The sequence below is a fragment of the Marinobacterium rhizophilum genome (genome assembly GCF_024397915.1).
GTDB lineage: Bacteria > Pseudomonadota > Gammaproteobacteria > Pseudomonadales > Balneatricaceae > Marinobacterium_A > Marinobacterium_A rhizophilum_A.
This window is the reverse complement of record NZ_CP073347.1, coordinates 527,055-550,902: the sequence shown is the minus strand read 5'-3', so window position 1 is coordinate 550,902 and position 23,848 is coordinate 527,055. Positions and strand designations below refer to the sequence as shown.

19 protein-coding genes are annotated in these 23,848 nt (G+C 60.0%); 14 read left to right on the top strand and 5 right to left on the bottom strand.

Annotated elements, in window-relative coordinates; all coding sequences use genetic code 11:
* Positions 1-141 precede the first annotated feature (141 nt).
* Both KDW95_RS02395 and KDW95_RS02390 read right to left on the bottom strand, forming a co-directional pair.
* Positions 142-3,270, bottom strand: coding sequence for an efflux RND transporter permease subunit (locus KDW95_RS02395; protein ID WP_255854650.1), 3,129 nt, complete (start codon positions 3,268-3,270; stop codon positions 142-144).
* The gene (locus tag KDW95_RS02390) at positions 3,267-4,430 is read right to left on the bottom strand and encodes an efflux RND transporter periplasmic adaptor subunit (RefSeq protein ID WP_255854649.1); all 1,164 of its coding nucleotides are present in this window, start codon (positions 4,428-4,430) and stop codon (positions 3,267-3,269) included. The genes KDW95_RS02395 and KDW95_RS02390 overlap by 4 nt, the downstream gene beginning before the upstream one ends.
* Before the next feature lie 108 nt (positions 4,431-4,538).
* On the opposite strand from KDW95_RS02390, the gene KDW95_RS02385 reads away from it, so the two are divergent.
* From KDW95_RS02385 to KDW95_RS02340, 10 genes are all read left to right on the top strand, one after another.
* Entirely contained in the window at positions 4,539-5,147 is a 609-nt protein-coding gene (locus KDW95_RS02385) for a TetR/AcrR family transcriptional regulator (protein ID WP_255854648.1), read from the top strand.
* Positions 5,148-5,258: 111 nt separating this feature from the next.
* Positions 5,259-6,083 (top strand): MBL fold metallo-hydrolase, encoded by an 825-nt coding sequence (locus tag KDW95_RS02380; RefSeq protein ID WP_255854647.1) that lies wholly within the window; start codon positions 5,259-5,261, stop codon positions 6,081-6,083.
* Positions 6,084-6,141: 58 nt separating this feature from the next.
* Positions 6,142-6,612 (top strand): Crp/Fnr family transcriptional regulator, encoded by a 471-nt coding sequence (locus KDW95_RS02375; protein WP_255854646.1) that lies wholly within the window; start codon positions 6,142-6,144, stop codon positions 6,610-6,612.
* Between the two features lie 349 nt (positions 6,613-6,961).
* Entirely contained in the window at positions 6,962-7,321 is a 360-nt protein-coding gene (locus tag KDW95_RS02370; protein ID WP_255854645.1) for a hypothetical protein, read from the top strand.
* Entirely contained in the window at positions 7,318-7,923 is a 606-nt protein-coding gene (locus tag KDW95_RS02365; protein ID WP_255854644.1) for a hypothetical protein, read from the top strand. The genes KDW95_RS02370 and KDW95_RS02365 overlap by 4 nt, the downstream gene beginning before the upstream one ends.
* Before the next feature lie 128 nt (positions 7,924-8,051).
* Complete coding sequence (locus tag KDW95_RS02360) at positions 8,052-9,239, top strand: hypothetical protein (protein WP_255854642.1); 1,188 nt, start codon at positions 8,052-8,054, stop codon at positions 9,237-9,239.
* A 1-nt stretch (position 9,240) separates the two neighbouring features.
* Positions 9,241-10,002 (top strand): C39 family peptidase, encoded by a 762-nt coding sequence (locus KDW95_RS02355; RefSeq protein WP_255854641.1) that lies wholly within the window; start codon positions 9,241-9,243, stop codon positions 10,000-10,002.
* A 23-nt stretch (positions 10,003-10,025) separates the two neighbouring features.
* Positions 10,026-10,805, top strand: coding sequence for a hypothetical protein (locus KDW95_RS02350; protein ID WP_255854640.1), 780 nt, complete (start codon positions 10,026-10,028; stop codon positions 10,803-10,805).
* A 342-nt stretch (positions 10,806-11,147) separates the two neighbouring features.
* Positions 11,148-12,404, top strand: a complete 1,257-nt coding sequence (locus KDW95_RS02345; protein ID WP_255854639.1) for an autotransporter outer membrane beta-barrel domain-containing protein — start codon at positions 11,148-11,150, stop codon at positions 12,402-12,404.
* 427 nt (positions 12,405-12,831) lie between these two features.
* On the top strand, positions 12,832-14,235 hold the full coding sequence (locus KDW95_RS02340; protein ID WP_255854638.1) for a sigma-54 dependent transcriptional regulator: 1,404 nt from the start codon (positions 12,832-12,834) through the stop codon (positions 14,233-14,235).
* A 46-nt stretch (positions 14,236-14,281) separates the two neighbouring features.
* Here KDW95_RS02340 and xylB read toward each other — a convergent pair whose 3' ends face one another.
* On the bottom strand, positions 14,282-15,772 hold the full coding sequence (gene xylB / locus KDW95_RS02335) for a xylulokinase (RefSeq protein ID WP_255854637.1): 1,491 nt from the start codon (positions 15,770-15,772) through the stop codon (positions 14,282-14,284).
* Positions 15,773-15,931: 159 nt separating this feature from the next.
* Entirely contained in the window at positions 15,932-16,975 is a 1,044-nt protein-coding gene (locus tag KDW95_RS02330; RefSeq protein ID WP_255854636.1) for a LacI family DNA-binding transcriptional regulator, read from the bottom strand.
* A gap of 367 nt (positions 16,976-17,342) precedes the next feature.
* On the opposite strand from KDW95_RS02330, the gene KDW95_RS02325 reads away from it, so the two are divergent.
* The 3 genes from KDW95_RS02325 (at position 17,343) to KDW95_RS02315 (ending at position 21,027) form a co-directional block, all read left to right on the top strand.
* Entirely contained in the window at positions 17,343-18,713 is a 1,371-nt protein-coding gene (locus tag KDW95_RS02325) for a uracil-xanthine permease family protein (protein WP_255854635.1), read from the top strand.
* Positions 18,714-18,814: 101 nt separating this feature from the next.
* Entirely contained in the window at positions 18,815-20,275 is a 1,461-nt protein-coding gene (locus KDW95_RS02320; RefSeq protein WP_255854634.1) for an amidohydrolase family protein, read from the top strand.
* A 44-nt stretch (positions 20,276-20,319) separates the two neighbouring features.
* Complete coding sequence (locus tag KDW95_RS02315; RefSeq protein WP_255854633.1) at positions 20,320-21,027, top strand: sulfite exporter TauE/SafE family protein; 708 nt, start codon at positions 20,320-20,322, stop codon at positions 21,025-21,027.
* Positions 21,028-21,051: 24 nt separating this feature from the next.
* Here the strand turns inward: KDW95_RS02315 and KDW95_RS02310 are convergent, their stop codons facing one another.
* The gene (locus tag KDW95_RS02310; RefSeq protein WP_255854632.1) at positions 21,052-21,519 is read right to left on the bottom strand and encodes an META domain-containing protein; all 468 of its coding nucleotides are present in this window, start codon (positions 21,517-21,519) and stop codon (positions 21,052-21,054) included.
* 515 nt (positions 21,520-22,034) lie between these two features.
* Between KDW95_RS02310 and KDW95_RS02305 the strand changes: the two genes are divergently transcribed.
* Positions 22,035-23,312: a hypothetical protein gene (locus tag KDW95_RS02305; RefSeq protein WP_255854631.1), complete on the top strand. Its 1,278-nt coding sequence runs from the start codon at positions 22,035-22,037 to the stop codon at positions 23,310-23,312.
* Positions 23,313-23,848: the final 536 nt, after the last annotated feature.

The following is a 23,848-nucleotide window of genomic DNA, read 5'->3' as shown; positions in this document are numbered from 1 at the left end:
TATGCGCGGTATCAAATGGTATTGGCATACAGATTCCTTCCTGACCGCTCCATGGTACGCCTGTTGCACGCCGTCGGCGCAGGTGTCATCCCCGTCACCCGCACAACCGGCTAGGCGGACGCCCCGCAGGCCATTGCGCCTTTAGCGGGGAATTTCCAGCGTTTGCAGGCTGCGGCCATCCACCGGCACCTGCTGTGGCTCGCCACCGGCGACGTCAAACGCCTTGCGCCGCGCCAGCAGCATAAAGGCGGCGGGCACGAAATAGAACGACAGCAGGGTCGTCAGCACGGTGCCGCCGGCGATGGCAACGGCAAAGGGTGGCCAGAAGCCGCCACCGGCCAGGATCAGGGGCAAAAACCCGCCCACCGTAGTGATGGTGGTCGAGCCAATATGGCGGCTGCAACATTGCACCGCGTGCACGATGGCCCCAGGGTCGCCCCGCACGGCGCGGGCATCGGCCTTGAGTTCCGCCAGGATCACGATGGCGGCATTGATCGCCAGCCCCATCAGCCCCAGCAAACCGATAATCACGGTGAAGCCAAAGGGGTAGCCGAACAGGTAGACGCTGAGCAGCCCCAGGCCCGCCGATTGCAGCGCCGCCAGGAAAATCAGCGCACTGATGCGAAACGAGTTGAACGACAGCACCACCACGGTAATCAGCAGGGTGACGATCACGCCGAGGCTCGCCATCAGGTTACCGACGGCATCATTGCGCCCGGCCGACTCGCCGCCAAATTCCATGCGATAGCCCGCCGGCAGGTGAAAGTCCGCCTGCTCGAGGTTGCGGCGAAACTCCGCCAGCGCCACCGACGCCAACACGCCGGCACGCAGATAGCCCTCCACCACATTGACTCGCTGACCATCACGGCGCGGAATGGCGCCACGGCTGGGCTCCAGCTCCAGCCGAGCCAGCGCGGACAGGGGAATATTGCCGGAGGCGCCGGCCGAGGTCAGGCTCAGGTTGGCCAGATCCTGCAGTTCGCGCCGCGCCTCGTTGCCGATGCGCACCCGTACCGGCACAGACTCGGTGCTTTCCAGCACAGTGCCACCGGTGACGCCACTGAGGCTACTCTGCAACTCGGCTGCCAGACCCTGCAGCGTAAAGCCGCTGATCTGGCCCGCTTCCTCGTCGACCCGCACCCGCACCTTGGGCGTACCGGGCTGCAGGGTGGCGCGGCTATGGATCACATCCCGGGTGCGGGACAGCAGCGCCCGCGCCTGTTCGCCCAGGGCCTGCAGTTGATCGAGGTTGGGGCCGTAGAGGCGCAATTCGATGGGCGCGTTGAACGGTGGCCCCTGCTCGAGCTTGCGCACCAGAATCTGCGCCTGGGGCAGCAGGTCGTCGAGCTGGCGCTGCAGCTGCGGGATCAGGCGGTTGGCGATGCGAAAGTCATGGGTACTGACCATCGCCTGGCCGAAGTACGGCGAGCCCTGCTGACCACCGATCAGGTTGTAATAGAAGGCCGGGGCACTGTTCCCCAGAAACCACTGTACCGAATCAATGCCGGGAGTGGCGTGCAGCAGCGCACTCACCTGGTCACTGACACGGCGGGTCTCGACGATGCTGGTCTGGGCCGGCAGGTACATCTCGATCTGGAACATGTCGCGGTCCGACGGCGGGAAAAACTGCTCCTTCAGCTGGCCGGCACTGATAAAGCCGGCCAGGGGCACCAGGAACAGCAGCGCGATGGCGAGTTTGGGAAAGCGCAGCACGGTTTCCAGCGAGCGCCGGAACAGCCGCGCCAGCCCGTCCAGCTGTATGCCCTGCTGGTACCAGCCTGACTGGGTGCCCTCGCCGACCCGCAGGAAGCGACCGGCCAGCACCGCGACCACGCTGTGGGAAACCAGGTAGGAACCAATGAGCGCAAAGATGACGCTCAGGGCGATGCCGCCAACAAACTCCCCCGCCGGCCCCGGCATCAGCACGATGGGCATGAAGGCCAGGATGGTGGTCAGGGTCGAGCCCAGCAACGGCAGCCAGAGATGGCGCAGCGAGCGGATCACCGCATCGATCGCACTCAGGCCCTGGCGTCGCCGCTGGGCGATGGTATCGGCCATGACGATGGCATTGTCGACCATGATACCGAGCGCCACCACCAACCCGGTGACGGACATCTGGTGGATCGGCAGGCCATAGTATTTCATGACCGTCAGGGTGAAGAGCACGGTTAGCGGCAGGGACAGGGTGACGATCAGGGCGGAACGCCAGCCCAGGGTGATCAGCAGCACCAGCGCGATCAGGCTGAAACCCAGCAGGATGTTGTTGACCAGCTCCCCCAGGCGGCGCTCGGTGTAGTGGTTTTGATCGAACAGAATCTCGGCCTCGACATTACCCGGCAACTGCTGCGAAAACTGCGCCAGTTCGTGCCGCAACGATGCGCTCCAGCGGTCGATGCGCAGGTCCGGCAGCATGCGCACCGCCACGACGACCGCGGCCTCACCGTCGATAATCGCCAGCTCCTGCTCCGGCCATTTCAGGCTGCGACGGACCTCGGCCAGGTCCCCCAGGCGCAGCAGGTAGCCATTGGCATCACTGAGCAGCGGTATCTGGCGGATGCGATCCAGTGAATCCAGCGCACCCTCGAGCTCCACCTGCAACTGGTTGTGGGCATTGTCGAGCTGCCCGGCCGACACCTTGGCATCGGCACTTTCAATACGCCGGGCGATCTGGCCTGGCGTCAGGTGCAGATTGCTGGCCAGGTGCGGATCGATCTGCACCAGAATTTCTTCGTCCTGCTCGCCATACAGCTCGACAAAGTCGGTGCCCGGCAGCGCCCGCATGCGATCCGTCAGGGATTTGCCGTAGCGGCCCAGGGTGGCCAGATCCGGCTCGGTATCGGCGTGCCATTTAAGTGCAATCAGACTGGTAAAGGCGTAGCCGCGGTCATCGTCCAGCTCCGGTTTGCTGGCACCCGGCGGCAGCCGGGGAATCACATCCGCCAGCAGGTCCCGCGTACGGGACCAGATCGCCGTGGTGGCGGTCACGCTGTCCTTGAGTTCGATCTTGACCATCGAAATGCCGGGGCGTGAGGTCGAGGTCAGGTGCTTGATTTGCGCCAGGGTACGCAGCTCGTTTTCGATCTTCTCGCTCACCTGGGCCTCGACCCGCTCGGCACTGGCCCCGGGCAGGTGGGTAATAACGATGGCCTGGCGGTTGAGAATGCGCGGATCCTCGGTGCGAGGCAAGGTGGCGAGAGCACCGATGCCCGCCACCACCAGCACCGCGACCAGCAGCGTCAGCAGACGGCCGTTCTGCAGCAGGCGCCTCACGGGCTGGCCTGCGCAGACAGATCCGGCGCCAGCCTGACGACCTGGCCTGGCACCAGGCGCTGCAGCCCGGTACTCAGGACCCGCTCGCCATCACCGAGGGCGCCGGTGACGAAGGCATCGGTGGCCGTGGCATGCAACACCTGCACATTCCGGCTGTGCAACTGATAGAGGCCGGCATCACCCTGTGGCTGCAGGCTGTAGACATTCCAGAGCCCGCGCAGGCCGTCGGTCAGCGCGCTCAGGGGAATCCAGTAACCGGGCTGTACGAAGTTCTGCTGCAGCGACAGATAGGCCAGCTGACCGTGGACCAGCGTGACATCGGCGGGCAGCTCCAGGCGCAGCGGCACCGTACGGGTAACGGCATCAACATCGAACCCCTTGGTTAGCAGACGCGCCTGCAGCTGCTGCATGCCCACCCGTACGCTCAGTTGCTGGCGAGCCTGCAGTTGCGCCAGCATGTCCACCGGCACCCCGACGCGAACCTCGGCCGGGCCGCCTTGCAGCAGCGTGAATGCAGGGCTGCCGGCGCCCACCACTTCGCCCTGGTCAACCAGCCGACGGCTGATCCTGGCACTGTAGGGTGCCCGCAGGCTGGACTTGTCGATACGCAGCTGATTGGCCATCAGTGACGCCTGCACCCGCGCGCGGGTCGCCTGCAGCACCTTTTGCCGCGCCTGCAGCTCATCCAGGCTCTGCTCCGAGGTGTAGCCACGCTTGTTGAGCGCGTTCAACCGCTTGAGGTTGGCCTGCACCAGTGCCAGATCCGCCTCGGTCTGCTGCAACTGGGCCTGCAGTTCCTGCCGCTCGATCTGCAGCAGTTCGGTATCCTGGCGTGCCAGGATGGCCCCTTGTGCGACCTGCTCTCCTTCATCAAACTGCAGACTGGCCACCTTGCCACTTTGCTCAAAACCGATGCTGGCGCTCTGCCTGGCCTGAACCTTGCCGACAAAGGTGCGCGTCAGGGCGTAACCCGGCTGCTGCGCCAGCACCAGGCTCTGGGCGACCTGATAGTGCTCCGCCTGGGCGGCGCCGGCATCGGAATCGCTGCAGCCCGTCAGGCCGGCTGCCAGCACGACCAAGCCGGCCCCCAGCAGCCGTCGCAGACCGCGACGGTTGCCCTGGGCTGACACCTTTAAATAAACAAACCGCCGGGTATTCATGCTACATTCGCCCGCTGAGTAATTTGCAAAACTGGACTGTCTAGTCTAGTTATTAACGCAAGTCTAGGCCGATCAAACTAGACTGTCCAGTGTGACTTATGGTGTCCGATGAACAAGCCCCGAACCAAGAGTGAAGAAAAGCGTATCCTGATTCTCAATGCTGCGGTGAACCTGTTTACCGAGCAGGGTTTTTCCACTACCAGCATGGATCAGATCGCCCGCCAGGCCGGTGTATCGAAGCAGACGGTCTACAGCCACTTCGGCAACAAGGAAGATCTTTTTGTCGATGCCGTGGGCTGCAAATGCGCCTCACACGACCTCACTGCCGCCATGTTCGAACCCGCAGACGATACGCCGGCGCAGCTGCTCAATATCGCCGAAAATTTTTCCAGCCTGCTGCTGTCCAGGGAATCGATCCAGGTGTCGCGCATCTGCATCAGCGAGGCTGAAAGTTACCCCGAACTGTCCCGGCTGTTCTTCGAGGCAGGCCCCGAGCGGGTTATCGGCCTGATGACGCAACTGCTAGATCGCCTCGACCGCGCCGGCCGGCTGCAGATTCCCGAACCGCGTTTCGCCGCGGTGCAGTTTCTCAAAATGGTCCAGGGTGAACAGCGCATGCGGCTGGAACTCAATGCCGGCGGCCTGCTCAGTGACGCCGAACACCAGCGCTACGTGGAAAACTGCGTACAGATGTTCCTGCGGGCCTATGCCGCCTGAGCCACGCTGCGGCTGAACCCCGGTCGCAGCGCGTCGGTTTGTTCTCCGAAGCCAAGCCTTTTCGCCCGCCAGCTCCTACACTGCATAGCAGGCAGCGAATACGGCGAGGCGATGATGGCTGGGGATTTTCAGGTCCGATTCTGGGGTGTACGCGGCTCCATACCCTGCCCCGGGCAGGAAACCCTGCACTACGGCGGCAATACCTCCTGCGTGGAAGTAAGGGCGGGTGATCAATTACTGATTCTGGATGCCGGCAGCGGCTTGCAGCCCTTTGGGCAATACCTGCAGAGCGCCGGCAGTATCAGCGCCGACCTGCTGCTCAGTCATTTGCACTACGACCATATACTGGGCTTGCCATTCTTCGCCCCGGCCTACGATGCCGCCAATAAGCTGCGGGTCTGGGCCGGCAATTGCAGCGCCGGGGTTGAAGCGGCCCTGCACCAGTTCCTGCAACCGCCCTTCTTCCCGGTACCCTTGAAACACCTGACCGCTCGCTTCAGCTTCCGGGACTTCAGCAGCGGCGACACCCTCGAACTCTCCCCTGAGGTGTGCGCGCGCACCTGTGTGCTGAATCATCCCGACGGCGCTACCGGCTACCGCATCGAGTACGATGGCCGGGCACTCTGTTACGTCACCGATACCGAGCATCCGGCACGGGGCCTGGATAGCGCGATCCTGCAGCTTATCCGCGATGCCGACACCGTCATCTACGACTCCACCTACAACGACAGCGACTATCCGAGCCACCGGGGCTGGGGACATTCGACCTGGGAGGCGGGGCTGGCGCTCTGCGAGGCCGCAGGCGCTCGTCGACTGGTGGTGTTCCACCATGCCCCGGAGCGCAGCGACAGCGAGCTGCAGCAGCTCGACGCCGAGCTGCACCGGCGCAGGCCCGGCTCGGTTGTGGCCCGCGAAGGCATGGTACTGCAGCTGTGACCGGCCCCTGCGGCGGGCCTGCAACAAGGCGCCATGGGGCGGCAGTGAGAACAACGCCATGACCAATACCCAACTCAGGCTGTTACAGCAAATGCCCATCTTTGGCGGCATTACCGACGAAGTGCTGGAATTCCTGTTGCAACGCACCCGTACCCAGCGTCGCGAGGCCGGCGAGTTTTTCTTCCGCGAAGGCGACAAGGCCGAAGAGCTTTTCGTGCTGGAACTGGGCAAGGTCGAAATACTGCGCCACTGGCAGGGCCGGGAGTACTGCATCAGCACCATGGGCCAGGGCGACTGCTTCGGCGAAATGGCCCTGATCGACTTTTGCCCGCGCAGCGCCAGTGTCCGGGCACTCGAAGCCTGCAGCGCCATCGAGCTCTCGGCCACCGATCTGCAGGAACTCTACGGCAAGGACCCGGCCCAGTTCACCATGATTTACATGAACCTGGGCCGCGAGCTCAGCCGCCGCCTGCGGGACGTGAATGATCTGCTGTTCAAGGCTGGCGTGCAAAGCCAGGCAGCCCAGTAGGCAACACCCGCCACCTTTCCTCCCCCTGCACAATCAGCGCTGTAACCCGACTGTTACAGATCCGGGAATCAGCTTGTTTACACAAAAGTCCACCACACCCAAACACTTGTTTTCATTGCGATATACAGAGCGCAACAGGGCTATGGCCGGCGCCGCACGCAAATATCGCTCAACTATTTACAGCACCGTAACGCCCCCTGAAAAACCGAATACTTTCAACAAGCTGAACCACTGGTGCTGTCTTAAAAGACCTGCCGGGTTTCAGTTATGAAACAGTTTTAACCCGGCGATTACACAGTTTCTGTGCAGGAAAAGGCGTAACCACCGCCAAATCAGGGAGTTGCCAATAGTGGCCCGCTCGTTGCTTTGTCCTTTGGCGAGTAACCAGCAGGGTAAGCAAATGAAACAGTCAGCACTTAACAGAGTCGCGACCAGCCATCTGATCAAGGGATCAGCCTGCGCCCTGTTACTGGTTACCAGCGGATTTTTCGGTGATGTACAGGCACAGGAGATCGACCACGGCCTGCCCCAGGTGCAAATGCTCAAGGATGGCGAACTGGGGAAAATTCAGGGGCAAGGGATCGAACAACCGGTCCTGACCCCCCTGTCCGCCAATATCATCCTTTGGGATGAAGGCGACCAGGGCCCTGCCAAACCGAAAGATAACAGCGGCATGACACTACATGTATCACTGGGTAAAACCTTATGAACCGCCTACGCAATTTGGTATACGGCACCGCCGCCCTGATTGCATTGCAGGCCGGTGCCGACCCCGTGCTCGATAACCATAGCGACATCAGCGGCAAGGCGGCCCGCGGCCAGAGTGGCCGCATGGCCATCAATATGGCCGCCGGCGACGGCAACGCTCAGCTCAATGCGGCCGCCCTGGCGATCAGTACCGGCCTGGGTACCCATGCACTGCTGGATTTAAGGCAAAAGGTGGATATCAGCGGCGCTGATCCAACCCACAACTCGGTCAGCGCCATCAGTGACAGTGCCTTTTCCCACAGCAGCGGCACCCTTTCCATTAACCAGGTCAGCGGGCTCGGAAACGCCCAGATCAATTCAATAGCTATTGGTTTTGGCCTCGACGGCAAGGCTGTCACGGATACTCAGCTTTCATCCAGTGTCACCGGCTACAGTGCCGGCCTGGCGCCCGATGATGCAGGCCACCGTGAAGTTCGTATCGAGGATGAAGCATTCAAGGGCAGCAGCGGCCTGGTTCAGGTCAATCAACTGGCAGGAACCGCCAATGCTACCGCCAACAGTTTTCAGCTCAGGATTAACCTGGGTGTGAAAAGCGAGCAGTAGAAAAAGCTGCAGGAAATAGCAGTCGTAAAAACAAAGGTGTAATTCTCGCAAGCACGTTGAAACTCTGCACAGCAGGTGCAGAAACCAACATCTGCACAAGCTGTGCAGTTTTAACAAGGAGAGAGACCATGAACAAGCAATTTAAAATGGTGCCACTGGCTCTGGCAATTGCAAGTCTCTGCATGGCCGGAACGGCAATGGCAAACGAAGGCGGTGAAGGTGGCGGGGGAGACGGAAAGGATGGCCGCAGGTTCAAGGAAGGTGCCCACCTGTCGAAAGTCGTCAAGGTTAAAAAATACGTCGAATACAAGGGCGAGGTAGCCATCGAGGGTACGATTAAGGTCGACTCCCTTGGCATGGCGGTCGTTGATATCAAGCAGGAGAGCGACGACAACGATAGCTACAACACTGCGCTGGATAACGAAGCCGGGCTCGATAATAGCAGCCTGCGCAACGCCCGCGGCAATATCGGCGTCAACCTTTCCGCCGGTGACAATAACGTGCAGGGCAACGCGGCCGCCCTGGCGGCAACCGATGCCGCCTTCGTGTTTGGCTCTGGCGATGCCGAGATCTTTGTCGAGCAGGATGCCAAGGACAACCAGACCTGGAACCTGGGCGTGAAAAACAAGGCGACCATCAGTGGTAACGCACTGCGCAACGCCCGCGGCAATATCGGTGTCAACGTGGCCTCAGGCAACAACAATATCCAGCAAAACTCGCTGGCTGCCTCCACGACATCCGGCAGGATGAGCGAAGCCACCGTGTCTGTCGATCAGAGCACTCGCAGAAACTACACCGAAAACAAGCCGCTTGATAAAGTCGTAATCACCCGGACGAACGTGACGCTGACGGGGCCTGTAGACGGTACCTACAGCGGTGGTAGCACTAGTGGCAGCTACAACGGCGTTTCCGACCAGATCGGCGATGTTTATCCCGATATCTGGACTGGCGACGTTCATCCAGATGGGAGTCAGACTGGCCATTTCGATCTCGACAGATTTGCCCAGGGTGCCAGCGATCTCAACGGCGATGGCGGAGCCCTGGCGTTCAGAGAAAGAGGCCAATTGCAGTTCACTGAAGTGGGTAATGTGCACCTCGACGCCGTATTGACCGGGCAGGTGGTTCATCGGCAGCATGTGTATATCAGGCCGCTGAACAAGGCCAAGATGGATGGCAACAGCCTGCGCAATGCACGGGGTAATATCGGCGTGAACGTTGCGGCAGGCACCAACAACCTGCAGAACAACAGCCTCGCCATATCTCACCTCGACATGATGTTACCGGGTACGGAACCGGAACCGCCTGTCGAACCGTAACGTGGAAGCAAGCGAAGCAACCGCGATCGGCCGGGCCTCCCGGCCGATCGCAGGAGTAAACGACATGAAGGTTTCAGGTTCGCTATTGCTCGCCTCACTGCTCCTTGCGCTCTGGGGGCCGGTGGGGTCTGTGCAGGCAGCCCCTTTCTACGGCCTGGTACCCGGCAAGGGTTTCGAACAGGTACCCATTGTCAGCATGCAGGGGCGCAAGTATCAAAACCTGATTCGCCAGCATACCGATTTCAGCTGCGGCGCCGCCGCTTTGGCCACGATTCTAAAATACGCCTATCGACTCGATGTCGATGAAAACAAGGTCCTGCAGGGACTTTTTGCCGTTAGCGATGCAGAACTCGTACAGCGCCAGGGCTTTTCGCTGCTTGATATAAAAAACTACGTGGAAGGTGTTGGCTATCGAGGCCGCGGTTATCGCGTGGAAGCAAACACCCTTGAGAACATTCGAATTCCAACCATCGTGCTACTGGACCTGAAGGGTTACAAGCACTTTGTTGTATTAAAGAAAGTTGATGGTGCTGATGTTTATCTTGCGGACCCTGCACTGGGCAACAAGGTGATCTCCATGGAAACCTTCGAATCCCAGTGGAACGGGGTTGTCTTTGCCGTTATCGGCAATCGCTTTGATCGAGACTCTGTACTGGTAAACCCGCCACCACCGCTCACGGCTCGCGGACTGCACAATATCCGCGCCCCCCTAACCAATTCGGAGCTGCTGGATTACGGATTCCGGCACACCGAATTGTTTTAAAAGGAACCTGAAGGAGAGTAGCAATGAAAGGGATCAGATACCTCCTGATGCTGTCAGCCTCGCTGGTGATTCTACCCACCAGTGCCATCGCCCTGACCGGAAGTCACGGCCTGATGGGGCAACCGGTCAGCGACTCGGAACTTGCCCAGATGCGCGGCAAGTTCGTGGAAGGCAGCAAGGTGATTTTTTTTGGCGTGCGCATGAACACCGAATGGATCACCGCAAACGGCGATATCCACAATATGGCGATAGGTTTCAATGTGGATATGAATCCTCACAACTTTCAACCACAACTGTCAATCTACCTCAGACGCCTCAACACCGAGCCAGGCGCAGGCGCCCCGGCGGGCACAGGCTCAACCGGTACAGTCGTCAACGAGAGCCTGAACAATGTCACCGGCCTGCTGCAGAACATCCAGGTTGCCGGGGACGGCAACTCGGTCCTCAACGATGTAACCTGGGATGTGTCTGACCAGGAGTTCGAAAAATTCGGCGGGCCGGGTTTCGAACAGATACAGACGGGAGAACAGGCACTTGCCGCCGCCGGGGACAGCAGCATTGCAACCGAAGTACAGGTGCAGCACAACCATGTTGGCTATGTTCTGGACATTGCAAACCAGGGCCGCGTGACCCAGAGCATCTCCGGCAATGAAATACGCGGCTTGCTGCAAAGTACCCAGCTGACCGGGAATATCAATCAGATCAAAAACAAAATGAAGCTGCAGGTCCAGGTTGCACCGCAAGCCAGCCTGCATCGGCAGAACGGTCTGCGAGGTGCACTGAAAAACATAAATGGCTTATGATGACAACCAAGAGGATACTCAATAACACTACAGATCGGCGACGTTGAAATATTAAAGAACCAAAGAACAGTTAAAATATAAAATGTCGCCGGACTGCGCCTATAAATATACGGTACCGTTTGCATATAATCGAGACATTTATAAAAACGACAATTAACCGACTAATGAGAACAGCCCACGGGTTATCAATATCAATAGAACCACCTGAATAAAACTAATTTGAATCCTGGCCTTGCTACTCTTATAACTTATAGGGTTCCGCCAGCGCCAGAGCGTCAAGAACAGGATACAGAGCCCACGGGGCTCGGCAGGACACAGAATAATCCATACAAGGACTCTGCTATGCGATTCAGGAAACGATTTGAGCTGACCGGCAGTTGCATGCTCGTGACCGCTGTCATGGCCAGCATGCCCGCACTGGCGGCCACCGAAGCCCAGTTACAGGAACAGGAGCAGCTACTGTTTGAAATCCGCCAGCTCAAACTGATCAATGAAAGCCAGTCCAGGCAAATCCAGCTGATGGAACAACGCCTTAGCGGCCTGGAGCAGCAAAGTTCCGCAGCCCAACCACAACAACAAGCCTCGGCCAGTGCCGGTGACGACGATATCAAGCGCGAAGCTGGCCCCAGCCAGAGCGTGGAAGACGTACTGCAACAGGAGCATGCCCTGTTCTCCAACAAGTGGACGATCGAAGGCGGCCTCAGTTACAGCCACTATGACCGCAAGCAGCTTGTGCTGGATGGTTTCCTTGCACTGGATGCTATCTTCCTCGGCGATATATCCATCGACGACGTCGAGTCCGATATCTTCACCTTCGACCTGGGTGCCAACTACACCCTCTCCGACCGCTGGCAGCTGGGGGTCGATGTGCCCCTGATCAGCCGCTACAGTACCTACACGAAAAGCGCCCCCACCTACACCAATACGGTACAGGCCGACGTGGACGCCATGTTCAAGCTCGGTGATATCGAGTTCAATTCCTTCTACAAACTGTTCGACGAATCAGAAGGCAGCTGGCCTGACACCGTCTGGAGTGTGCGCCTAAAGGCTCCGACCGGCAAAGACCCTTACGGTATCAAGACCATTACCGAGGAGAAAGTCGACCCCAGCGACCCGGACAACCCGACAATCCTGCGCTACCCCAGCGAACTGGCCACGGGCAGCGGGCTCTGGGCACTGGGCACTGGCCTGTCCTTTGTGAAAACCGTTGATCCAGCCATCCTGTTTGCCAGCATTGATTACACCCACCAGTTTGCCAATGACTTCAGTGATATTTCGTCCGACCCTGATGTTACAACGCCGGGTGAAGTGCGCCTTGGCGACTCCATTGGCTTCGGCTTCGGCGTTGCCTTTGCCATCAATGATCGCATGAGCCTGAGCCTGGCCTACGCGCAGCGCTTGCAGGAAGAGTCCGAAAGCAAGGCCAGCGGCGGCCCCTGGGTCACCGCAATCGGCAGCGATGCCAATGCTGCAACCTTTACCACCGGCATTACCTATGCGCTGGACCCCAAGCTGTCCATGTCCACAAGCCTGGGTATCGGTCTGACACCGGACTCACCGGATTTTACCGTGGGAATAAAATTCCCATACCGCTTCTAACTTGCACAGGATTCACACAACAGACAACTGATACACAGACTGACATATTGTGATTACCGGCGGGAAACCTGCCGAGAAAGGAATCTCACGCCCAGTTACTGGCCCCCGGGGATGACTTCGTCCCCGGCGGTCGGCCTGAGGACTGTATCGCATCGGCAACACAGACCTGCGCGAAAAATACGACCACCGTGCCGCTTCTGCCCTGGCCCGCAAGCCAGCCCGCCCCACCACTGCTCGACAGTGGTCACACTTAGTGCAAAATTCAGAAAAAATGATACTTTATCCCGCGATAAAGCCATGAAAAATCAGCAAGCACGGAAAATTCGGAACTCCTATAGTGCTTAGTACCGTCCGGCAAGGATCCACAGAAGGATACGACGTTGTAGCTTTTCGGACTGATTGCGCCTATGGAACAGGACAAACGAGAATGAGCATCGACTTACAAGCGACCGGCATCAGCGCGACGCCCAACGAAAGCCTGCGCCGCAACCTCCGTTCGATCGTTTATTTTTGTCCGCCCCAGGAGGCCCTCCCCATCGCCGCCGAGGCCGAGCAGCTGTACTGGCATATCGAGCAGATTGGCGACATCACCTCACTCTGTGCGCAACTGCACCAGCACCCCTACCATGTTGGCCTGATGCACGTCGATCACCTGTCAGCCGACGAGATCTCGCTACTGGAAGACCTGCTTGTCACCCATCAATCGGTTGCCTGGGTCGCTCTGACCCGGGATGCCCAGGCCCTGCCCGCCGCGCTCTGTTCGCTGATTGGCGAGCACTTCGTGGACTTTTTCCACTACCCGGTCAAGCACATGGCGCTGCTGGATTTCGTGCTCGACCACGCCAATGGCATGTCCTACCTGCGCCAGCGGCGCCTGCAGCAGGAAGTCACCGCCGCCTATGAAATGGTCGGCAGCTCCGAGCCGATGCTCAAACTGTTCAAGTCGATTCGGCGGATCGCCAATGTCGATGCGCCGCTGCTGATTACCGGCGAGAGTGGCACCGGAAAGGAACTGATTGCCCGCGCCATACACGAGCGTTCGGAACGGGCAAAGGGCCCCTTTGTCGCCGTCAACTGCGGCGCCCTGCCAGAAAACCTGATCCAGTCGGAACTGTTCGGCTACGAGAAAGGGGCCTTCTCCGGCGCCCAGCAACGCAAGATCGGCAAGGTCGAAACCGCCGAGGGTGGCACCCTGTTCCTGGATGAAATGGGAGACCTGCCCATGGAGCTGCAGGTCAACCTGCTGCGTTTCCTGCAGGAAAGCTGCATCGACAGGGTCGGAGGTACAACCCCGATTCCGGTCAATGTGCGGGTGATATCGGCTACCCATGTCGACCTGGCCGGCGCGATCGCGGCGGGGAAATTTCGCGAAGACCTGTACTTTCGGCTCAACGTCCTGAATCTGCATGCGCCGCCACTGCGCGAGCGCGGCGATGACACCGCGCTGCTGGCGCATTATTTCTTCAACCGCTTCAACCAGGATGCCGGCCACCGCATCCACGGTTTCACCCGTCGCGCCCTGGCCTGCATGGCACAGCATGCCTGGCCCGGCAATGTGCGCGAACTGATCAACCGCGTGCGCCGCGCTATCGTCATGTGCGAAGGCAAGATAATTACACACCAGGATCTGCGGCTGTCTGGCCACGACGGCAGCGCCCCCATGGTCACGCTGGACGAAGCCCGTTCCCGAATCGAGCAGGATACCATCACCCATGCCCTCTCGGCGGCACAGAACAATGTGTCGGAAGCTGCACGCCTGCTCGGCGTATCCCGCGTGACCCTCTACCGGCTGATGCACAAGCACGGCCTCGAAATCCAGGAAGCCGGCTGACAGTCCGGCGAGACCTGACCGGTCTGGATCCCGGAACCCTCAACGCTTAAACCCGGTACATGGCCGCCAGGTGCTGCCGATAGCGCCCGTAGGCATCCTCATAGGCAGACACCGATGCGGCATCGGGACTCAGGGCACTGCCTGGCTCCAGTGTCACATGGCGCTCGCACAGACGCTGTAGCGACACCTCCTGCCCCCGGGCCTCAAGATCACACCAGAGCGCCTGGATCGCGCCGCCCAGCGCCGCCGCCTCGCCGATGCGGGGGCAGATCACCGGCGCCTGCATGATGTCCGCGATCATCTGGCGCCAGAGCGCACTGTTGGCGCCGCCACCGATCAGTCGCAGCTGTCGTACCTCCATGCCGGCCGCGCGCATCAGGTCCAGGCCGTAGCGCAGGCCGAAGCTGGTGCCTTCCAGCACGGCGCGACAGAGGTTGGCAGCACTCAGGTTCTGCATGTTCAGCCCCAGCAGGCTGCCGGTCGCCTCGGGCAACGCCGGTACACGCTCGCCGCTGAAGAACGGCAGCAGGGTAATGCCGCCGGCACCGATCGGCGCCCGCGCCGCCTCGGCGTTGAACTGTGCCAGATCGAGCCCGAACATCTCGCGTACCGCATTGGCCGCGCCGGTCAGGTTCTGTGTGCAGATCAGCGGCAGCCAGCCACCACTGGACGAGCAGAACGGTGCCAGTTGCGGATGCAGCTGCTGCGGCGCCCGGTCGGTGCAGGCGTAAATGGTGCCGGAGGTCCCCAGGCTCAGGGTCACGATGCCATCGGCAATGTTGCCGGTGCCAATGGCGCCCATCATGTTGTCGCCACCACCGCTGGACACCCGCACCTGGTTCCCCAGCCCCAGCCGCGCAGTGATTGCCGGCTGTACCAGCCCCACCGCCTGATGTGCCTCGAGCAGGGGCGGCAATGCCGTTTCCAGCCGGCCATCCGGCGCGATCAGTGCCAGCACCTCGGGCACCCAGCGCCTGGTGCGCACATTGAAATAGCCGGTGCCCGAGGCGTCGCCGTACTCGGCGGCGACCTGGCCCGTGAGCCAGTAGTTGATGTAATCGTGGGGCAACAGGATATGGGCGATCCGGTCAAAGGACGCGGGTTCGTGCTGCTTCAGCCACAACAGCTTGGACAGTGTATAGCCGGTGGCCAGCACCAGGCCGAGCTGATCCATCGAGCCCTGCTCGCCACCGAGGCGCTCGAGCAGTTCGGCGTTTTGCGGTGCCGTCTCGGTATCGCACCAGAGTTTCGCCGGACGGATGACCTCCCCGGCCGCATCCAGTACCACCAGGCCGTGTTGCTGTCCCGATACACCGATAGCGCGAATGGCACGGCTGTCGATACCGGACTGCGCCAGCGCCTGGCGATACGCCTGCTCGAGTGCTTCGATCCACCAGTCGGGTTGCTGCTCGCGCCGGCCATTGGCCTCACTGATCAGCGGGTGAGATGCATAGCCTTCACCACAAATAGCTCCCTGCTCGGCATCCAGGATCACCGCCTTGGTGCCCTGGGTGCCGCAGTCAATGCCCAGATACATAACGATCGCCTCTGTTGCTATTGTGCCCCCGCGCGGCCCAAACCGCCGCCAGCTGTTCACGCAGCAGGGCTTCAAGTTTACGCTGACCGGCGTCCTCGTTCAGGAACAGGCTGCCCCACACCAGTAAGCAGCACCCTTAACGCCTGACAGGCAGCAGAGTTAGTTCCCGGCGGGATTGACCGAGGATGCCCGCGCCACCAGGCTGGGCGAGGGGCCCACCACAACACGGCGCCTGACCCGGCCATTGATGTGCTCGAACAGCAGATCAATGGCCAGGGTGGAAATCTCGTCCAGGTGCAGATTCACGGCGGTAAGGGCGGGCTGGCAACTCTGGGCGCGCAGGCCGTCATAGCGCGTTACCACCTTGATATCCTCCGGCACCCGCAGGCCCTGCGCCTGAACCTGCCGGACAACACCCACCGCAAAGGCGTCCACCGGCGCGCAGATCCCATCGATGGCCGGGTGCTGTTCGAGCAGGGCCCGGCACGCCGCTTGACCGGCCGTCTCCCCCCCGGCCTCATCGGCCCTGGCAATAACAACGGGCATGCCCCTGGCCTCGGCAAAGGCCCGGTATGCCCGTTCCATGTCGATATAGGAGTGACGCGGCTGAGTACCGATCAGCAGGGCGATCTGCCCGGCCCCCTGCTCCGCCAGATGCTGCAGCAGGATGCGACCCGTTTCGTGCCCCTGCAGGTCGATATAGGGCAAGGCCTCGTCGCCTTCCGGCTGGCGGCCGATAGACACCACCTGCACGCCCCGGCGCTGTAACTGGGCGACATTGCGATCCTCGGCGGCGGGCTCGATCACCACAGCGCCGTCAATATCCAGCTCATCCAGCAGGGTATCGGCCGCCTCCAGTGGCGGCACCAGCACCAGCGCCAGGCCCTGCTTGAGGGCCGCCTCCATCGCCGAGCCCGCCACTTCCATCATAAAGCCCAGCCGGGACGGGCCACCGGCCACCGAGATCGGCATGGATGACACCAGGGCAATGGAGTTGGCGCGCCCGGTACGCAGCCGCTGGGCCCTGAGGTTGGGGCGGTAGCCCAGTTGCGCCGCGACCTGCTTGACCCTCTCCCGCGTGCGGGGATCGACCTGGCCGCGATCATTCAGGGCGTGGGAAACGGTGGTACGGGACACGCCTGCCGCCTTGGCGACATCGGCGATGGTCAGGCGGGACGCGTCCCTGGCGGGGGATTCAGGCATGAAACTCTCATCATCAGGCTGTACAGCGCCCGAGTATAGCAAAGCCGCGACCGTTCTAAATCGATTTGGAGCCATTGCACCCGGCAAGCGTTCGATGCTGCTGTGTGCAACAGAAATGGTTGACAGCGCATTTGGCCGGCGGTAAGTTAACCAAATCGATTTGGGCGCTGCATGCTCGCATCCCAAATCGATTTAGCGATGCCTACTCCTTAGGTCCTTGGGTTTCGGGACGCCCGTACCGGCTTGCCTGCCGGCAATCGGTACGGGCCCTTTTTTTGACCTTTACCCAAATCGATTTGGGAGCCATGCAACGCAACAACATGATTTGATACCTGACTGCAGACAATAATTACAAAGGAAAATCAAAATGTTAGAAACAGAAACTGCGGGCAAGATCGCCCCCGTGGATGAAAAGCTGCCGTTGAGAACCCTGCTCGCCTTTGGGCTGCAGCATGTGCTAGTGATGGCCGCCTCCCCCATTGCCTCGGTATTCCTGATGTCCAGGGTTCTGGGCTTCGATGCCGCCCTCACCTCCAGCCTGCTCAGCGCAACCTTTCTGATCTGCGGTCTGGGCACGCTGCTGCAATCCATTGGCTATGCCGGCTTCGGCTCCCGCCTGCCATTCATCATGCTGCCGGGCGGCGCGCCCATCATCCTGTTTATCCAGATTGCACAGCAGTATGACGTGGCGACGGCATCGGGCGCGGTCATTCTGACGGGCCTGTTTTACTTCATTGTGCTGCCGGTGTTCAAGCGCCTGCTGCGCTTCTTTCCCTCCCTGGTGATCGGTACCATGCTGCTGCTGGTGGGGGTCAACCTGGTGAAAATCCTCGGCCTGCTGATCGTCGGTCGCAACCCCGAGGCGGCGGATTTCGCCGACCCTGGCAATATCTTCCTGGCCTTCGCCACCATCGCCCTCACCGTGCTGATGGCGCGCTTCCTGAAAGGCATCTTCAAGCAGCTGGCCATTCTTGGCGGCCTGATCGGCGGCACCCTGGTTGCCTTCCTGATCGGCGCCATGCATACCGACAATTTCAGCATGACGCCGCTGGTTGGCGTACCGGACGTGCTGCCCTTTGGCATGCCCACCTTTGACATTATTGCCGCCCTGCCACTGATGATCTTCTGCATGATCTCCATGGTGGAGGCGACCGGCCAGACCGTGGCCATCGGCGAGGTGGTCGGCAAGGAACTCGACAAGGAACGTGATGTGGCCCGCACCATTCGCGGTGATGCCATCATTTCCTTTCTGGGCGGTTTCTTCGGTACTTCGCTGATTATCACCAGCGGCGAAAACATCGGTGTCGTTCAGGCCACCGGGGTACGCTCGCGCTGGGTCACCGTCGCGGCCGGCTGCATGCTGATCGTCATTTCCTTCCTGGCGCCCTTTACCAGCGCCATTCAGGTTATTCCCGACGCCGTGATCGGCGGAACCGGGCTGGTGCTGTTCGCCATTGTCGGCGTCATGGGCATCGAAATGCTGCGCCGTACCGACCTGCGCGACAGCAGCAACATGTATGTGGTCGCGGTTGCCCTGGCGGTGGGCCTGTTCCCGATCCTGGTACCCGGCGCCTACAGCCATTTCCCGACCGGCATCGCCGCCTTCCTGGGCAACGGTGTCGCCGCCGGCGCCATCACGGCGGCGGTACTCAACGCCCTGTTCCATCACACCAGGGCCGCACGCCAGCCCGCCCCTGAAGCAGCGCCGCTGGACAAGGGGGCTCAGTCACAGAGCTGATCCCGCCCGGCTACCGGTACAAGCCGCCGACGGGACTTCCCCGTCGGCGCCCAAGACATATTCCCATGAGCACTCTCAACAACCACACTGGCAGGAATCCGATGACAGCGCCTTGCTCCCCCGACACCTTCGCCGCACCCGAGCAGATTCTGGCCCCCGAGTGGCTGCTGCTGCGGGACAAACCCGTGCAGGACCAGGCCATCCTGGTACGCCAGGGTAAAATCAGCGCTCTTGGCAGCGTCGACGAGCTGCAGCGCCAGGCGCCCGCTATCCCCGTGACTGCGCTGCCCGGCCGCCTGATCATGCCCGGCTTTATCGATAGCCATCACCATCTTACCCAGGCCTTTGGCAAGGCGCTGGTGTTTGGCGAACCGTCCGAAATATTTCGCCGCGTCTGGGTACCCATGGAATCCAGCCTGGATGAGGACTTTCTTTACCTCAGCAGCAAGCTGGCGGCACTGGAAGCGCTGCGCGGCGGCTTTACCACCGTCTGCGATGCCGGCACCCGCTCGGCCGCGGCCCTGGGTAGCATTGCCCGCGCCACCGAAGAGGCCGGTATCCGCTGTGTGCTCGGCATGGTCTGCAATGACAAGCAGGGTACGACGCTGCTGGACAAGAACAGCATCCTGGCCCGGGCCGACCAGCATATCAGTGCCTGGCAGGGTACGGGCCTGGTCAGCCCGTCGCTGGCCATTCCCATTCCCGAAATTGCGACGGACGCCATGCTGCAGGCCGTTTCATCCCTGTGCCGCGATGCCGGCATCATCTTCCAGACCCATGCCAACGAGCACCTGGTGGCCGTTGAACGCTCGCTGGAACAGCGCGGCCAGCGCCCCGTGGAACACCTCTACCAGGCCGGTGCCCTGGGTCCGCAGACTCTGCTGGCCCACGCCACCCTGCTGACACCGACCGAACTGCGGATGATCCAGGAAACCGACACCGCAGTGTCCTACAACCCGGTGGCCAGCGCCTGGAAAGGCAATGCCGTGGCCCAGGCCGAGCTGATGCACGCCTTCAACATACGCCTGGGGCTGGGCACCGACGGCACCCGCAGTGATGGCTTCCGCCTGATGGATTACGCCGAGGCGGCGCAGCGCTTCGCCTTCGGCATGGCCGTGGGCGACTCCTCCTGTGGCGGCGGCTGGCCCTGGCTGGACCATGCCACCCGGGGCGGCGCCAATGTCCTTGGACTCGGCCACAGGACCGGCGAAATCGCCGTCGGGCTGGATGCCGACTTCCTGCTGATTGATCTGGAGGTACCCGAAATGGTGCCGTCCTGGGACCTGAGCTGGGAGCTGGTGCGCCTGGCCAACCGTGACCAGATCGAGGGCGTCTTTGTCGCCGGCAAGCTGCGCCTGTGGCAGGGCTGGCCGACGGACTGGGACGCCCGGGCACTGATGCGGGCGGTCAGCGCCCAGGCCAAGGCCGGCGTGGCCAAGGCCCCGATCCAGAAAATCCACAGTTTCACGGACCAGCACCGCCAGCAGCATAACGCCCGCAACGGCCAGGAGATCGGCCACGGCGGTCAGCATGCCACGGCCGCTGCGGCCCTCAACCGCTGATGTTCAGCGTGCTTCTTCACTCTCGATCAGGATAAAAGCAGTCTATGACTCCAGAAATATTTGGATGGCTGGCGCTGGCCGTCGCCAGCGGCGCCTTTATACAGGGCAGTACCGGCATGGGCTTCGCCCTTATCGTCGCCCCGGTACTGGGTATCTTGCAGCCTTCCCTGCTACCGGTCGGCCTGCTGGTACTGATGCTGCCCCTCAATGCCGCTGTCGCCTGGCGCGAACGGGGTGCCATCGACCTTATGGGCACCAAGTGGATTACCCTCGGCCGGATACTGGGTACCTTCGGCGGCCTCTGGGTACTGATCGTGCTGCCGCTCAATTACCTCAACATTCTGATCGGGGTATCGACCATTGCCGCTTCGGTGGCCACCTGGCTGGCACCGGTGTTCTCCCCCGGCAAGCGGGCCTTCGTCTCCACCGGCGTCATCACCGGCATCACCGAAACCGCCACCGGGATTGGTGGTCCGCCGCTGGCACTGGTGTATCAGCACATGCCGGTCGCCACGCTGCGGGCCTCGGTGGCACTCTGTTTCCTGATCGGCGAGGTCGTCTCCCTGGCCGTGCTGGCCGGCAGCGGCCACCTAGAGTCCGACCGCATCACCCCCATGCTCTGGCTGTTGCCGGCCCTGCTGGCGGGCATGCTGCTGAGCCATTGGGTACACAAATCCATCAACGGCCGCTTTCTGCGTAACTTCGTGATGGTCTTTGCGATCACCTCAGGCATGTTTGTACTGCTGAATTAGCAGGCCGGGGCGCCGCTGATCTGCTCAGGGCGCCGCCCTGAAACGCAATGTTCCTCCCTCGTCTTCAAGCCCCAGCAGCAGCTCGCCGTTCTCGACACTGAAGGTTTCCACCTTCTCCAATGCCCGGCTGTAATCGGAATCCAGCGACCCCGGCAGGCAGGCCATCATCGTCGTGGCAACCGGGCCGATTTTTAGCTGACCCTCGCTGATCTCGTAGCGACCCTGGCCCCGGTTACAGTCAAACTGCGCCTGCACACGGCCATCCGGCTGCAGCACCAGGGTATAGCGCTCCGGCTGTGCCACCTCGAGCATTTCCCTGGGCGTGGTTTTCGATAGCCACTGCCAGCTGATGCCCTGGGCGCTGCCAGGATCGCTCGAGACTCCCTGCTGCACCATGCCCTCTTCCATTTTGCCGCTGTGCTGCGCACAACCGGTAGCCAGCACAAGCACTGCCGCCAACCCGAAGCCTCTCACCACCACGCTATTTAACATAGGCCTGCTTCCCTTGCTGAGTTTTAACAGAGCGGCTTTTGAGCCGGCTCGTTACAGAGCACCTTAGTACAGTTTGAACGGGGTTAGTTCTGGGTGGCGGTGGTATTATCTGGCCTGAAGCGGGAGACCGCCACTGCGGGACGTTAACGCAGCGCTGGCCGGATTGCAGCGCAGCGTGCGAACGTTGGGAGCGACGACATCGACGCGCCGCCAGCCAGCCTGTCTTCACCGATCAGCGAGAGGCTGGGCGGTCAGGCGGTCAAAAGGGACATGGGGGTTGATGGTCTTCTACGTGCCCAAAGCGGACATTGGTGAGCTGAGATATAGGTATTTGGTCCCCGGAATTGCATCAGTTATACAGTTTCCCCAAAATAGGGTTGAACGAGTCGCTTTTTCGCGACACAATCGCTGATTTATAAGTTCTTAGCCATGCTTAATGCCCAGCGGCCCAACTCATTGCTAGTGTGAATTTCTAGCCCCGAGGCATCTCCCCAACGTTCACAGAGGCCTGAATAGTGAAAATTTTTAGCTCACACCGCGCATATTTAGTATTGATGTGCATCGCATCTGTGTTGTTGTTATCCGGATGTGGCACCATTCACAAGTTATTGGTCGAAGAGTATGACGAGAATCTAAGCCAGCAGAATGCCAACGCTTTTCTAGATTTAATTGAAGCGAAACTGTCGGGTGATGTGCAGCGGGATAATGATTTAGATATAAAAACGATGAAGTCGATAAAGCTGGACAAAGGATGGGGTCATGCCTGCGTACATCCTTACGTTCAATATGCAAACTTGGGGCTCGATTTTAGTAATGAATCAAACAGTGTACTTGCCGCGATTGACCAGCGCTACGGCTTGCATCACTCGGATGGTGGGTATATCCGATACTGGTATGCAAGATTTGACCGCCACGGCGTGTATAAGCATAGGCAAAACATGCTAGTGGGTGACGGGACGCAGGTGTTGTCTATTCATACCACAATAAAAGTACCGGCTGCCTCGCAATGTGAGTGGGGCGCGGAGTATGAAAGAAGCTTTTCCCTGGAGAATTATGATGGAGTTCCAGTGAACCTAGCGAGCATGAAGCTGCCGCCTTCGCCACAGAAGAGAGCAGCATTTATCGCTGCAGCGGAACGAATTGATGCTTCAGGTGACTATAAAGAATGGTTTGAAAAAAGCAAAGCCGAAGCAAGGAGAGCATCTGAGTTACAATCTGCTCGTATTGCTCAGGAAAATAGAGAACGTCAAACACGTGATGCTGCGCATTTTGTTGAATTAACGCAGCGGCTTAATAAATACGTGAGATCAGCTGGCGACAATATGAACTACGTTCGGCAACAAAATGAAATCAATCAACGCAAAGAACCGTTGTCCAGTTCTAGCTATTCACCAGACCGAAGCTCACCAGACCGAAGCGTCAATTTTAGTAGTGCGTATTTGGATAGAGCCAAGCGTAAAGAGGTGATAAAAACCGCTAATAAGGTGAATGTAACCAGTAGCTATGAGCGTGCGATGGAAAAACGTTCGGCGTCAAAGGAAAAAGATAAGAAAGGACTTCGATACACTGAGGTGAGTATTGAAGCGAAAGGCACGACGGGCATGTACTTTGAATATGATCAAGCCTTGGACTTATCCGAAACTAATGCCTATAACGCTGCCTCCGGTTCATGCGCGAGCCAGGATGGCCGGCTCAAAGAGGGAAGTGGCACCATGGCCAAGAAAAGCTGTGATCAGAATAAAAATGACGAGTACAAGTGCAATGTCACCATGCTCTTTACTTGCATGAAATAGGCGAGGGTGACGGTTGTTGATGCAATTCTGGGGACAGTATACCTATTTCCCATATCATCAATATCGGCTCTGTGCCGTTAGCGGCCTTCAAGGTCGCTTCGCCCCTGAGTTTGCTACCGGAGCAATTCCAGATGCTTACAGCGACCACCCGGGTCCCGTCAGGGCAGGCAATGGCTCCTGCCTTACCTGCATACAGGACATCCATGCACATACCCCGGCGAGCCCTGGGAGATTTTTCGATCAGGCCCGTTAGGGGCGAGGCATGGATGCCGAGCCGCACAGGGATGTGCCGCTCTTGACCTTGACGTAAGTGCACCCGGAAAATACTTCCAGAGCGCAGTGAAAAAGCTTCTGCGGGCGAATTCTGCAAGGTAGAGAGCCTTTGCCTACTTTTCTTTGCACGAGCAAAGAAAAGTGAGTTGCCAAGAGGCGAAAAATGAATTATCCGACAGGGGTAACACTTCCTGTATTCGACTTTCTTAGAATAGTCCCGTCGGTCGGATTAACACAGCGTAACCCCACGCCCTGCGGCAACA